Origin of the sequence: Streptomyces sp. UG1, from assembly GCF_049974585.1 — a bacterium.
In the GTDB taxonomy this organism is placed as follows: Bacteria; Actinomycetota; Actinomycetes; order Streptomycetales; family Streptomycetaceae; genus Streptomyces.
This window is the reverse complement of sequence record NZ_JBNGGG010000003.1, coordinates 207,395-219,881: the sequence shown is the minus strand read 5'-3', so window position 1 is coordinate 219,881 and position 12,487 is coordinate 207,395. Positions and strand designations below refer to the sequence as shown.

The 12,487-nt window shown below is 71.3% G+C and carries 13 protein-coding genes; 4 read left to right on the top strand and 9 right to left on the bottom strand.

The annotated features are described in order from the left end of the window. Positions 1–39 precede the first annotated feature (39 nt). On the top strand, positions 40–819 hold the full coding sequence (locus ACP4J3_RS04920) for a YlbL family protein (protein ID WP_426530745.1): 780 nt from the start codon (positions 40–42) through the stop codon (positions 817–819). A 45-nt stretch (positions 820–864) separates the two neighbouring features. On the opposite strand, the gene ACP4J3_RS04915 is transcribed toward ACP4J3_RS04920, so the two are convergent. The 7 genes from ACP4J3_RS04915 to ACP4J3_RS04885 form a co-directional block, all read right to left on the bottom strand. Further along, a complete protein-coding gene (locus ACP4J3_RS04915; RefSeq protein WP_426530743.1) occupies positions 865–1,284 on the bottom strand; it encodes a type II toxin-antitoxin system VapC family toxin in 420 nt (139 codons plus the stop codon). An 11-nt stretch (positions 1,285–1,295) separates the two neighbouring features. Continuing rightward, positions 1,296–1,535, bottom strand: a complete 240-nt coding sequence (locus tag ACP4J3_RS04910) for a hypothetical protein (RefSeq protein ID WP_426530741.1) — start codon at positions 1,533–1,535, stop codon at positions 1,296–1,298. A 76-nt stretch (positions 1,536–1,611) separates the two neighbouring features. Then, a complete protein-coding gene (locus ACP4J3_RS04905) occupies positions 1,612–2,592 on the bottom strand; it encodes a glycine betaine ABC transporter substrate-binding protein (RefSeq protein ID WP_426530739.1) in 981 nt (326 codons plus the stop codon). After that, positions 2,589–3,449 carry an ABC transporter permease gene (locus tag ACP4J3_RS04900; protein ID WP_426530737.1) on the bottom strand — a complete coding sequence of 287 codons (861 nt, stop codon included), beginning with the start codon at positions 3,447–3,449 and terminating at the stop codon, positions 2,589–2,591. Before ACP4J3_RS04900 ends, ACP4J3_RS04905 begins: the two co-directional genes overlap by 4 nt. After that, a complete protein-coding gene (locus ACP4J3_RS04895) occupies positions 3,446–4,696 on the bottom strand; it encodes a betaine/proline/choline family ABC transporter ATP-binding protein (RefSeq protein ID WP_426530735.1) in 1,251 nt (416 codons plus the stop codon). The genes ACP4J3_RS04900 and ACP4J3_RS04895 overlap by 4 nt, the downstream gene beginning before the upstream one ends. Before the next feature lie 8 nt (positions 4,697–4,704). After that, positions 4,705–5,352 (bottom strand): ABC transporter permease, encoded by a 648-nt coding sequence (locus ACP4J3_RS04890; protein ID WP_426530733.1) that lies wholly within the window; start codon positions 5,350–5,352, stop codon positions 4,705–4,707. A gap of 22 nt (positions 5,353–5,374) precedes the next feature. After that, positions 5,375–5,851, bottom strand: coding sequence for an Lrp/AsnC family transcriptional regulator (locus ACP4J3_RS04885; protein WP_426530731.1), 477 nt, complete (start codon positions 5,849–5,851; stop codon positions 5,375–5,377). Positions 5,852–5,978: 127 nt separating this feature from the next. On the opposite strand from ACP4J3_RS04885, the gene hppD reads away from it, so the two are divergent. Next, positions 5,979–7,124, top strand: coding sequence for a 4-hydroxyphenylpyruvate dioxygenase (gene hppD / locus ACP4J3_RS04880; protein WP_426530729.1), 1,146 nt, complete (start codon positions 5,979–5,981; stop codon positions 7,122–7,124). Positions 7,125–7,181: 57 nt separating this feature from the next. On the opposite strand, the gene ACP4J3_RS04875 is transcribed toward hppD, so the two are convergent. Further along, a complete protein-coding gene (locus ACP4J3_RS04875; RefSeq protein WP_426530727.1) occupies positions 7,182–8,603 on the bottom strand; it encodes a tetratricopeptide repeat protein in 1,422 nt (473 codons plus the stop codon). A 103-nt stretch (positions 8,604–8,706) separates the two neighbouring features. On the opposite strand from ACP4J3_RS04875, the gene ACP4J3_RS04870 reads away from it, so the two are divergent. Next, the gene (locus ACP4J3_RS04870; RefSeq protein ID WP_426530725.1) at positions 8,707–10,113 is read left to right on the top strand and encodes an FAD-binding oxidoreductase; all 1,407 of its coding nucleotides are present in this window, start codon (positions 8,707–8,709) and stop codon (positions 10,111–10,113) included. A gap of 40 nt (positions 10,114–10,153) precedes the next feature. Here the strand turns inward: ACP4J3_RS04870 and ACP4J3_RS04865 are convergent, their stop codons facing one another. Further along, the gene (locus tag ACP4J3_RS04865) at positions 10,154–10,567 is read right to left on the bottom strand and encodes an SsgA family sporulation/cell division regulator (protein ID WP_426530723.1); all 414 of its coding nucleotides are present in this window, start codon (positions 10,565–10,567) and stop codon (positions 10,154–10,156) included. A 265-nt stretch (positions 10,568–10,832) separates the two neighbouring features. On the opposite strand from ACP4J3_RS04865, the gene ACP4J3_RS04860 reads away from it, so the two are divergent. After that, positions 10,833–12,473, top strand: coding sequence for an RDD family protein (locus ACP4J3_RS04860; RefSeq protein ID WP_426530722.1), 1,641 nt, complete (start codon positions 10,833–10,835; stop codon positions 12,471–12,473). The last annotated feature ends 14 nt before the right edge of the window (positions 12,474–12,487 follow it).

The window sequence follows — 12,487 nt, the reverse complement described above, 5'->3', positions numbered from 1 at the left end:
GCGCCTGGCCGGAACTCGTCGCCACGTTAGATTGATTCCGTGTTCACTCGTCTCACGCGCCCCCGGGCCGTCGCCGTCTGCGCCCTGCCCGTCGTGGCCCTGCTCGCCACGGCCGCTTTCGCGCCGCTGCCGTTCTCGCTGACGCAGCCCGGTCTCACGGCGGACGTGCTGGGCGAGAACCGGGGCGACCCGGTGATCACGGTCTCCGGTGCGCCGACCCGGGACACCCGCGGTGAGCTGCGGATGACGACGATCGAGGCGACCTCGCCCGACGCGGACGTGCGGCTCGGCGATGTGATCGACTCGTGGTTCCGCACCGACAAGGCGGTCATGCCGCGTGACTCGGTCTATCCGAGCGGGCGCAGTCCCCGGGAGATCGAGCAGTACAACACCGAGCAGATGAAGGAGTCCCAGGACGACGCGACCCAGGCCGCGCTGAACCACCTCGACCTGAACGGCCAGAACATCAAGGTCACCCTGAAACTCGCGGACGTGGGCGGCCCCAGCGCCGGTCTCCTCTTCTCCCTCGGCATCATCGACAAGCTGGGCGACGGCGACCTCACCGGCGGCCGGGTGATCGCCGGCACGGGCACGATCGACCCCGCCGGCAAGGTCGGCGCGGTCGGTGGCGTGTCCCTGAAGACCCAGGCGGCCAAGCGGGACGGCGCGACGGTCTTCCTGGTCCCGAAGGAGGAGTGCGGCGACGCGAAGGCGGAACTGCCGAAGGGGCTGCGCCTGGTGCCGGTGACCACGCTGAAGGGGGCGGTGAGCGCGCTGGAGGCGCTGGAGTCGGGGAAGGGGAGCGTGCCGAGTTGCTGAGCCGGGCTCGGTTCCGTTGGGAGACCGGCTCAGCAGCTCGGTGGGTCAGGTTTCTTCCAGGGGGTGCTGCCAGCGGAGGCCAGGGAAGCGGGCGAAGTCACGGTCGGCTGAGTAGAAGGTCGCGCCCGCCTCGATGGCGAGGGCAGCGAGGTACGTGTCCTGGACGAGGCTGCCGCGGGCGCCGACTTTGCGGCAGAGCCGGTCGAAGATCTCCCAGTGGCGGGGGCCCTCGACCAGCGGGATGGTGGTCGGCGCGTCCCGCAGCACCTGCACGAAGTCCAGGGCCGCGTCTGTCGGTGCCGGATCGCGGTAGATCCGGGGGTGCGTCACGATGCGCACAAAGCCGCTGAGCACCACCGAGTTGAGGGCGACGGGCTCGTCGCCCTGGAGCCGGTCGGTGAGCCACGGGTTGTACGCCGCGTGCTGTTCGAGGTCCTTGCGGAAGGCGTACACAAGGACGTTCACGTCGCAGAAGATCACTCGAGACCGTCCATGAGATCGAGGAGCGCGGCGTTGTTGTCGAGGTCGACTCCAGGACGTACCCCGCCGGTTCCGTACGTGGGCAGCTTGGCGATATTCGTTGCCGCCGTCACATCCCGCGCGAACGACACCCGCAACGCATCCTCTATCACCGCACTGACCGTGACGCGCCGGCGTGCGGCCCGCAGCTTGGCTTCCTGGATGATCTCCTCGGGGAGGTCCACTGTTGTCCTCATACGCACAAGCATAGGCAGGGTGCATCATGATGCGCCAGGGTGAATCGATGATGCAGAGAGTCGACGCCTCAGCCCCTCAGCCCCCCTTCACAAACCCCTCCTCCTTCATCCAGTCCAACGCCACCTGATGCGGATCCTCCCCGTCCACGTCCACCTTCGCGTTCAGGTCCTGCGCGACCGTGTTGTTCAGCCTCTTGGTGATCGGGTCGAGGATCTCGGGGATGGCCGGCCACTGCTTCAGGGTCTTGGTGTTGATCACCGGGGCGGCGTTGTAGTTGGGGAAGAAGTGCCTGTCGTCGTCCATGACCACGAGGTTCATGGACTTGATGCGGCCGTCGGTCGTGAAGACCTCGCCGTAGGTGCAACTCCCCTTCGCCGCCTGGGTGTAGATGATGCCGGTGTCCATCTGGGTGATGTTCCGCGTCGGGAGGTCCATCCCGTACGCCTTCTGCATGCCGGGCAGCCCGTCCGCCCGGTTGGCGAACTCGACCTCCACGCACAGCGTCACCGCGCCGGGGTTCGACTTGGACAGCGCGGCGACCTCGGAGAGGTTGTTCGTGCCGTACCTCTTGTGGTTCTCCTGGTTCATCGCCAGCGCGTACGTGTTGTCCAGCGCGGACGGCGCGAGCCAGGTCATCCCGTTCGCCGCGTCCTCCTTGCGCACCGCCTCCCACTGCTCGTGCGGGTCGGTGATGGGATCGCTGTGGCCCAGGTACGTGATCCAGGCCGTCCCCGTGTACTCGTACGCCGCGTCCGCGTCGCCCTTCCTGACCGCCTCCCGGCTGCCGATGGACCCCTGGATGCCGGTGCGGTCGAGCACATCCGCGCCGGCCGCCTCGAAGGCGATGCCCATGATCGCGCCGAGGATGAGCTGCTCGGTGAACGACTTCGACGTCACCGTCAGCTCGGCGCCCTTGAGCGGCTCGCCCCGCCCGATCGTCCCGGGCCCCACGTCGTCCACCATGGGGGAGCCGCTGGTCAGGCCGCACCCCGAGGCCGCCGCCAGCAGCCCCGCCGCCAGCAGGCCCGCCGCCCCCACGACCGTACGCCGCCTCATAGGTCCAGCCCCCGCGGCCGCAGCAGCACTTCCGCCAGCGACGCGAGCCAGTCCACAAGGAGGGCGAGGGCGACCGTGAGGACCGAGCCCAGGACCAGGACCGGCATGCGCTGGTTGGTGATGCCGGCGGTGATCAGCACGCCCAGGCCGCCGCCCCCGCCGAACACCGCCAGGGTCGCCGTCCCGACGTTGAGGACCAGGGCCGTGCGCACGCCCGCCAGGATCAGCGGCACCGCCAGCGGCAGCTCCACCCGCGAGAGCACCCCCAGCGGCGACATGCCGATGCCGCGCGCCGCCTCCAGCAGCGTCGGGTCGTTCGCCTTGATGCCGGCCATCGTGTTGGACAGCACGGGCAGGACGGCGTAGGCGATCATGCCGATCAGGGCCGCCTTGCGGCCGATGCCCAGCCAGATCACCAGCAGGGCGAGCAGGCCGATCGCCGGGGTCGCCTGGCCCATGTTGGCGATCGCGATGGCCACCGGGGTCGCCTTGCGGAAGGTCCGCCGGGTGAGCAGGATCCCCAGCGGGATCGCGATGATCAGCACGAAGAAGGTGGAGATCGCCGTGAGTTCGATGTGCTCCCACAGGGCCTGGGAGACCTGACCGTCCGCCAGCGCGTTCTCGGATACCGGGTCGAGGTCGGCCTGCTGGAACCACAGCCAGGTGGCGAGCAGCATCGCCACCAGCATCGCGGGCACGATGGTCAGCCGCTGCCAGCTCAGCTTGCGGGCCGGGGGCTTCGCGGTGGCGGGGGAGGGGGTCTCCTCGGTCTCGGTCGGTTCGGCGGTGCCGGGAGCCTCGGGTTCCCCGTCCCGCTCCCGCACCCGGGACGTCCTCGGGGCCTCGGGAGTGCTCACGCTTTCTTCTCCCCTCCGGGTCCCTCCTGCTCGGCGTGCGTCAGGCCGGCCCGCGCCCCCTCCAGTTCGTGCTGTGCCTCCAGGGCCTCCAGCCGGTCCGCCTCCAGCAGCTCGTGCACGGAGTTCATCAGCGTCTCCATGTCGACGACGCCCGTGTACTCACCGCGCCGCCCGGTCACCACGGCCCGCCCCGCGTTGTCGGTGAGCACCGCCTCCAGGGCGTCCCGCAGGGTGGCGTCCCGGGTCACCGTGTCCGTCACCAGCGTCCCGGCCCGGGCCAGCGAACCCCGGGCCCGCATCAGATCGCCGCGCCGCAGCCACTTGTACGGCCGGCCCCGCTTGTCGAGCAGCAGGATCTCGTTGGTGCCGCCGGCGCGGAGCCGGTTGAAGATCTCCTGGAGCGGGTCGTCGACGTTCACCGTCGGATAGTCGGTGACCTCCACATCCCGTACGCGGGTCAGGTTCAGCCGCTTCAGCGCCGCCCCGGCACCCACGAACCCGGACACGAAGTCGTCCGCCGGGTTGGTCAGGATCGCCTCCGGGGTGTCGAACTGGGCGATGTGCGAGCGCTCGCGCAGCACCGCGATACGGTCGCCGAGCTTGATCGCCTCGTCGAAGTCGTGCGTGACGAAGACGATCGTCTTGTGCAGTTCGTGCTGCAGCCTGATCAGCTCGTCCTGGAGATGGTCACGGGTGATCGGGTCGACCGCGCCGAACGGCTCGTCCATCAGCAGCACGGGCGGATCGGCCGCCAACGCCCGCGCCACGCCCACGCGTTGCTGCTGCCCGCCGGAGAGCTGGCGCGGATACCGGCCGCGGAACTCCCCGGGGTCGAGACCGACGAGGTCGAGCAGCTCCTCGACCCGCGACCCGATCCGCGCCTTCGACCAGCCGATCATCCTCGGTACCAGCGCGATGTTCTGCGCGACCGTCATGTGCGGGAACAGGCCGGCCTGCTGGATCGCGTAGCCGACCTTGCGGCGCAGCTTCACCGGGTCGATGTCGGTGACGTCCTCGCCGCCGATGCGGATACGGCCACCGGTCGGCTCGATCAGCCGGTTGATCATCTTCAGCGTGGTCGACTTCCCGCAGCCGGAGGGGCCGACGAAGATGACGACCTCGCCCGCCTTGATCTCCATGTTCACGTTGTCCACGGCCGGCTGCGCACTGCCCGGATACCGCTTGCTCAGGTTCTCCAGCTCGATGGCGGCGCCGTGGTGCCCGCCCCTGGACACGTCATCGGACACGGATCCCCCTAGACACGGATCCCCCTGGAGATGGTCAGCCGTCCGATCAGGACGTAGGCGGCGTCGAACAGCAGGGCCAGGACGATGATCCCGAGCGTGCCCGCGAGGACCTGGTTGAGCGCGTTCGAGCTGCCCAGCGAGGCGAGACCGCGGAAGATCACATTGCCCAGGCCCGGTCCCGAGGCGTACGCCGCGATGGCCGCGATGCCCATCAGCATCTGGGTGGAGACCCGGATCCCGGTCAGGATCGGCGGCCAGGCCAGCGGCAGCTCCACCTTCAGCAGCCGGATGAACCGGGACATCCCGATGCCCTGGGCCGCGTCCACCAGGGCCGGGTCGACGCCGCGCAGCCCGACGATCGAGTTGCGCACGATCGGCAGCAGCCCGTACAGCGTCAGGGCGATCACCGTGGGCGGCACGCCAAGGCCGACGATCGGGATGAGCAGACCGATCATGGCCAGCGACGGGATGGTCAGGATGCCCGAGGTGGTCAGGGTGGCGAGGTTGCCGGCCCATTCGCTGCGGTAGGTGACCACACCGATCAGCACCCCGAGCACGGTCGCCACCACCATGCACTGGAAGACGGCGCTGGCGTGCTGATAGGCGTCGGCGAGCAGTTGCTGGTGGCGGTTGCCCAGGTACTCCCAGAAGTTCACACGCACACCACCCTGGGGTCGGCTACGTCTCCGGGTCCTGCGCCGCCTGCTCCACCAGCGGGATGATCCGCAGTGGAACGGGGTTCTCCATCACGATCGCGGTGGCGGCCCGGACGATCCCATCGAAACCGACAACCCGGTCGATCACACGCTGGAGATCGGCGTTGGAACGCGCCACGAGACGGCACATCATGTCCCCGGTGCCGGTGGTGGTGTGCAGCTCCAGCACCTCCGGCACGGTCGCCAAGTGGGCCCGTACGTCGGCCCCTTGCCCCTGCCGGATCTGCAGCGTGGCGAAGGCGGTGACCGGATACCCGAGGGCGGCCGGATCCACTTCGGGACCGAATCCGCGGATGACTCCGTTCGACTGAAGCCGGTCGAGGCGAGCCTGCGCGGTCCCCCGGGCCACCCCCAGCCGCCGGGACATCTCCAGGACCCCGATCCGCGGCTCGCGCGCCAGCAGTACGATGATCCGTCCGTCCAGATGATCGATCGCCACGGCAGCCTCCCGGTGGGGTGGTCATCCTGTACAGAGAGCCCGCAGAATCGGGCACCGCACTGGTCATATTGCCCAGTGAATACGCGAACTATTGCGCACCTTGCCACATCGGAGTGAGGCTGCGCCTATGACGCAGACCACACACCACACTCCCGACACCGCCCGGCAGGCCGACCCCTTCCCGGTCAAGGGAATGGACGCGGTCGTCTTCGCCGTGGGCAACGCCAAGCAGGCGGCGCACTACTACTCGACCGCCTTCGGCATGCGCCTCGTGGCCTACTCCGGACCGGAGAACGGCAGCCGCGAGACCGCGAGCTACGTCCTGGAGAACGGCTCCGCCCGTTTCGTCCTCACCTCCGTCATCAAGCCCGCCACCCCCTGGGGCCACTTCCTCGCCCAGCACGTGGCCGAGCACGGCGACGGCGTCGTCGACCTCGCGATCGAGGTCCCGGACGCGCGCCGTGCCTACGCCTACGCGCTGGAGCACGGCGCCCGCTCGGTGACGGCGCCGTACGAGGTCAAGGACGAGCACGGCACGGTCGTCCTCGCCGCCATCGCGACATACGGCGAGACCCGCCACACCCTCGTCGAGCGCACCGGCTACGACGGCCCCTACCTGCCCGGCTACGTCGCCGCCGCGCCGATGGTCGAGCCGCCCGCCCAGCGCACCTTCCAGGCCATCGACCACTGCGTCGGCAACGTCGAACTCGGCCGCATGAACGAGTGGGTCGGCTTCTACAACAAGGTCATGGGCTTCACGAACATGAAGGAGTTCGTGGGCGACGACATCGCGACCGAGTACAGCGCGCTGATGTCGAAGGTCGTCGCCGACGGCACGCTCAAGGTCAAGTTCCCGATCAACGAGCCCGCCATCGCCAAGAAGAAGTCCCAGATCGACGAGTACCTGGAGTTCTACGGCGGCGCCGGCGTCCAGCACATCGCGCTCAACACCAACGACATCGTGGCCACGGTCCGCACCATGCGCGCGGCCGGCGTGCAGTTCCTGGACACCCCCGACTCGTACTACGACACCCTCGGCGAGTGGGTCGGCGACACCCGCGTCCCCGTCGAGACCCTGCGCGAGCTGAAGATCCTCGCCGACCGCGACGAGGACGGCTATCTGCTGCAGATCTTCACCAAGCCGGTCCAGGACCGCCCGACCGTCTTCTTCGAGATCATCGAACGCCACGGCTCGATGGGCTTCGGCAAGGGCAACTTCAAGGCCCTGTTCGAGGCGATCGAGCGCGAGCAGGCCAAGCGCGGAAACCTGTGACGGCCGACTGAGCCACCGAAGGTCGTGCGGGTGCCACGGGGCATCCGCACGACCGCCTCAGTCCTCCTCCGGTTTCGAGTCCATGTCCGGCACGTCCTCCAACGACGGCTCCCCCAGCTCCTCCAGCGCCTCCTCGGCCAGCGGCACCCGCGTCGGCGAGAACCGCGGATTGATCCGCAGCGCCTCCCGCAGATGCCGCCGCGCCGCCCCCGGCATCTGAAGCTCCCGCTCGATCATCCCCAAGTGGTACGAGTACAGGGCGCTGCGCACCCCACCGCCCTTCGCCCTGTCGGTCGCCCGGCGGGCGAACTTCAGCGCCTCCTTGTCCTTCCCGGACCGGTGCAGCGCCCACCCCAGCGCGTCGGCCACCGCGATCCCCGGCTGCCTGCGCCACTCGGCCCGCAGCCGCCGCACCGCGGAGTCGGCGTCGCCGTGATCCGCCTCGAAGCGGCCCAGCACCAGCTCCTCGTCCACCCCGCCGGCCGCCCCGCGCGCCGCCCGCTCCCGCAGCAGGTCGTACTGCACCCCCGCCGCCTGCCCGAGCCCCAGCGACTCGTACAACTCGCCCAGCTCCAGCGCGTACCGGGGATCCGGCTGCTTGGCGAAGGCCACCCGGTAGGCGTTCAGCGCCTCCGTCGTACGGCCCAGCGACGCCAGCGCCCGCCCCTGCCCGGCGAGCGCGGCCCGCTGGTCCGGGTCGAGCCGTACCGCCTCCTGGAAGAGCCGCAGCGCCACCTCCAGGTCGCCGCGCTCCCAGGCGAGCTGCCCGCCCCGCTCCAGATACGCCGCCCGCTCGGCCGGGGCCTCGGCGGCCGCCGCCGCGTCCGACAGCGCCGCCGCCGCGTCCTCCCGCCAGCCCCGGTCCCGGTACACACCCGCCGCCCACGCCCGCACCGCCGGCCCCGAGTGCAGCTCCAGCAGCCGGTCCAGCGCCCGCTTGGCGGCCTTGTAGTCACCCATCCCCGTGTGCGCGTCGATGAGCTGCGGATACGTCGTCCACCGCCCCCGGTCGACCTTCAGTGCCGCCTCGCTCCAGTTCCGCGCCGCGCGGAAGTCCCGCCGCGCGTTCGCCAGCGCCGCCATGCCGTCCAGCGCCTCGGCGTTCTTCTCCCGAAGCTTCAGCGACCTGCGCAGCGCCTCCTCCGCCTTCGGATAGTTCGCCGGATCCGAGGTCCGCCGCCCCTGCTCCACATACGCCGCCCCCAGCACCGCCCACGCCTGAGCGTCCCCGGGATGCGTGCGCAGGTGGGTCTTGCGCTCGTCGATCAGCACCGCCAGATCGGGCAGCGCCGCCGCCACCCCCGTGGTGACCGCGGCCAGCGCCTGCGCCCCCGGCGCCAGCTCGGGCGCCCGGGTCCCGCCCGGCCCCCACGGCACCAGCACCAGCGCCCCGCCGAGCACGGCACACCCCGCCACCGCGGCGACCAGCACCCGCCACCCGCCCCGACGCCGCTTCGGGGCTTCCTCTTGGCTCTCCATGGCGCTCACTGTGCGTGAATCACCACGCCGACACGACGACCACACCCGCCTTACGGCGCCTGCCGTACGCGGGGTTCACACCGATGGCCCCGGGTGTCACGCTGTGATCATGAGCCGTACCGAAGCCGCATCCGAGCAGGCCCGGGGTGACCTCACCGAGCGGCTGCTCGCGGGTCTGCCCACCGAGGCCGTCCTGACCGACCCCGACGTCACGGGCTCCTACGTCAACGACATGGCCAGCTTCTGCCCGGCCGGCGCCCCCGCCGTGGTCGTGCTGCCGCGCACCGTCGAAGAGGTCCAGCACGTCATGCGCACCGCCACCGAACTGCGGGTGCCGGTCGTCCCGCAGGGCGCCCGCACGGGCCTGTCGGGCGGGGCCAACGCCTCCGACGGCTGCATCGTGCTGTCCCTGACCAAGATGGACCGCATCCTGGAGATCAACCCGGTCGACCGGATCGCGGTCGTCGAGCCCGGCGTCATCAACGCCGCCCTCTCCCGCGCGGTCGGCGAACACGGCCTGTACTACCCGCCGGACCCCTCGAGCTGGGAGATGTGCACGATCGGCGGCAACATCGGCACCGCCTCCGGCGGCCTGTGCTGCGTCAAGTACGGGGTGACGGCCGAGTACGTCCTCGGCCTCGACGTCGTCCTCGCCGACGGCCGCCTGATGACCACCGGCCGCCGTACCGCCAAGGGCGTCGCGGGATACGACATGACCCGCCTGTTCGTCGGCTCCGAGGGCTCGCTCGGCATCGTCGTACGGGCCGTCCTGGCGCTGAAGCCGCAGCCGCCGCAGCAGCTCGTGCTGGCCGCCGAGTTCGCGTCCGCGGCCGCCGCCTGCGACGCGGTGTGCCGGATCATGGCGGGCGGGCACGTGCCGTCCCTGCTCGAACTGATGGACCGTACGACGGTCAAGGCAGTCAACGACCTGGCGCGCATGGGCCTGCCGGAGACGACGGAAGCCCTGCTCCTGGCCGCCTTCGACACCCCGGACCCCGCCCCCGACCTCGCCGCCGTCGGCGCGCTGTGCGAGGCGGCCGGCGCCACCCAGGTGGTCCCGGCGGACGACTTGGCCGAGTCCGAACTCCTCCTGCAGGCCCGGCGGTTGTCCCTCACCGCGCTCGAAGCGGTGCGCGGCGTGACGATGATCGACGACGTGTGCGTGCCCCGCTCCCGGCTCGGCGACCTCATCGAGGGCGTCGAGCGGATCGCCGACAAGCACCAGCTCACCATCGGCGTCGTCGCCCACGCCGGCGACGGCAACACCCACCCCACCGTCTGCTTCGACGCCGCCGACCCCGACGAGTCCCGGCGCGCCCGCGAGTCCTTCGACGAGATCATGGCCCTCGGCCTGGAACTCGGCGGCACGATCACGGGCGAGCACGGGGTGGGGGTGCTCAAGAAGGAGTGGCTGGCGCGCGAGATCGGCCCGGTGGGGATCGAGATGCAGCGCGGGATCAAGCAGGTCTTCGACCCGCTGGGCATCCTGAACCCCGGCAAGCTGTTCTGACTCCTTCTTGTACGCCGCTTTGTACGCCTCTTTGTACGCCTCACCGGGCGAGCAGCTGATCGAGCGCGTCGTCGATCCCGAGCTGCTCGCCCTCAGTCCCCGGGGGCACCACCCGCAAGGTCCGCTCCAGCCAGGCCGACACCTGCGCCGCCGGCGCCTCCAGCAGGGCGTCCCCGTCGGGCGAACTCAGCGCCATCAGCACCACGCTGCGCCCCTCGGCCTTCGTCGGCCACACCCGCACGTCCCCGTGCCCGCACGGCCGGAACACCCCCTCCACGAGCAGATCGCGGGAGAAGGTCCAGTGCACCGGGTGCTCGGAGTTGATGTGGAAGGCGATGTGCACCGCGTACGGGTCGTCGGTGTGGTAGCTCAGCCGGGCCGGCACCGGGATGGCGCGCTCGGGCGCCAGGATGAGCCGCAGCTCCAGTTCGCGCTCTACGACGGTGTGATGCATGACGTGTACGTCCTCTCTCGTGCCGCGTGCGGGCCGTGTGGGCGGGCCCGTACGAGTGGAGAGGGGACAGAGGTGCCCATCATTACGCGGGTTCGCAGAACTTTTTTTCCGGGCCTGCTCCGGGGCGGGTTCCACCGTTGTGAAGTACGTGTACGAGGTTGCCCGGAAAGGGGGTGGGTCCCACGGGACGGGCGGTGCTCGGTGCGTCCGTCTGATAGATGTGGAGGCCCCCATTTGACCCACGAGCAGATACCGGACGACGGACATGAGCGCCCCAACCCCGGCCCCCGGTGACGACCGGCCCCGCGAAGGGTATTACCCGGACCCGTCCATTCCTGGATATGTCCGGTACTGGAATGGTGCCTCCTGGGTGCCGGGAACCAGCCGTCCGGCGCCCACGGACGGCGAGACGCTCGCCCCGCCGCCGGGCGCGCAGCCGGCCCAGGCCCCCTCGGTGGAGGAGACCGGCCCGCACTTCTTCGACGAGGACCCGGCGCAGCAGCCCGCCTCCGGGAACTCCCCGCACGGCAGCCGCCCCGAGCCGGCGTCCGCCTGGGGCGCCGACTCCGCGCACCAGTCCGGCTTCGGCGGCGAGCAGGACCGCCGGGTCTCCTGGGGCGCCCAGCAGGACGCCGACCCCAGGGACCCGCGCTCGACGGCGCCCCAGGGTGGGCCCGAGGGCTCGGCGAGCACCCCGCCCGCCGAGCCGGACGCGGACTCCGGCGCCGTCCCCTCCGCCGACACGTTCATGATCCGCCGACCGGTGCCGGGGGCGGCCGGCGCGGCACAGTCCTCCGGGGTCCCGGGCCAGGGCGCTCCTGGTGTCCCGAGCCCCGGCGGGCCGCAGTCCTCCGGCACTTCCGGCCAGGGCGCTCCGGGTACCCCCGGCCCCGGTGCGGCGCAGTCCTCCGGCGCCCCGGGCCAGGGCGCTCCCGGCATCCCGAGCCCCGGTGGCCCCGCCCCCGTCGACGGCACCATGGCGATCCGCGCGGTGTCCCCGCGCACGGGGCAGCAGGGCGGGGCGGCCGGGGCGCAGTCCGCGGGCACGGGCGGCGCGGGCGCCGCACGTCCGGACGCGGACCACCCCTCGGCGGCCGGCGCGCCGCAGGGACCGGGCTTCGGCGCCGGCAAGGCCGCCGCAGAGCGTGCCGCGGTGGCCCAGGCACAGGGCCAGGCCGCCGCGCCCTCCGCAGGCCCCCAGCAGGGCGCTGCGAGCGTCCCCCGGCAGTCCGGTGACCCGCACGGTGGCCACCCGTCCGCGGCGCCCTCCGGCGCGCCCATGACGGCGGGCGCCGGCGGCGGTCAGTCCTCCTGGGCGCAGCAGGTCCACCGGCTCGCGGGCCCGTCCGACGAGGACCAGCCGGTCGCGCCGTGGAAGCCCGTGCGGGAGGACCCCTTCGCGGCAGCCGCCCTGCGTCAGGCCGCCGCCCGCCCGGCGAACCTCGGCAAGCGGCTGGCCGCCCGGCTGCTGGACACGCTCGTACTGGCCGCCGTCACCGCCGTGGCCGCCGTACCGCTCGGCACCAAGGCGATCGACCACGTCAACGACAAGATCGACGCCGCCAAGCTCTCCGGCGAGACCGTCACCGTATGGCTGCTGGACGGCACCACGTCGGTGTACCTGGGCATCATCCTGGCCGTGCTGCTGCTGTTCGGCCTGGCCTACGAGGCGCTGCCCACCGCCAAGTGGGGCCGCACGCTGGGCAAGAAGCTGCTCGGCCTGGAGGTGCGGGACATCGAGGCCCACGAGCCCCCAGAGTTCGGCGCGGCCCTGCGCCGCTGGCTGGTCTACAGCATCCCGGGCCTGCTGGTGATCGGCGTCGTCGGCGTGCTGTGGTGTGTGTTCGACCGGCCGTGGCACCAGTGCTGGCACGACAAGGCCGCGCGTACGTTCGTCGCGGGCTGACCCCGTACGGCGAA

Coding starts and splice junctions, on each gene's coding strand:
- ACP4J3_RS04910 (WP_426530741.1), bottom strand. CDS start 1,535: ATGAGGACAACAGTGGACCTCCCCGAGGAGATCATCCAGGAAGCCAAG.
- ACP4J3_RS04905 (WP_426530739.1), bottom strand. CDS start 2,592: ATGAGGCGGCGTACGGTCGTGGGGGCGGCGGGCCTGCTGGCGGCGGGG.
- hppD (WP_426530729.1), top strand. CDS start 5,979: ATGACGCAGACCACACACCACACTCCCGACACCGCCCGGCAGGCCGAC.
- ACP4J3_RS04875 (WP_426530727.1), bottom strand. CDS start 8,603: ATGGAGAGCCAAGAGGAAGCCCCGAAGCGGCGTCGGGGCGGGTGGCGG.
- ACP4J3_RS04865 (WP_426530723.1), bottom strand. CDS start 10,567: ATGCATCACACCGTCGTAGAGCGCGAACTGGAGCTGCGGCTCATCCTG.
- ACP4J3_RS04860 (WP_426530722.1), top strand. CDS start 10,833: ATGAGCGCCCCAACCCCGGCCCCCGGTGACGACCGGCCCCGCGAAGGG.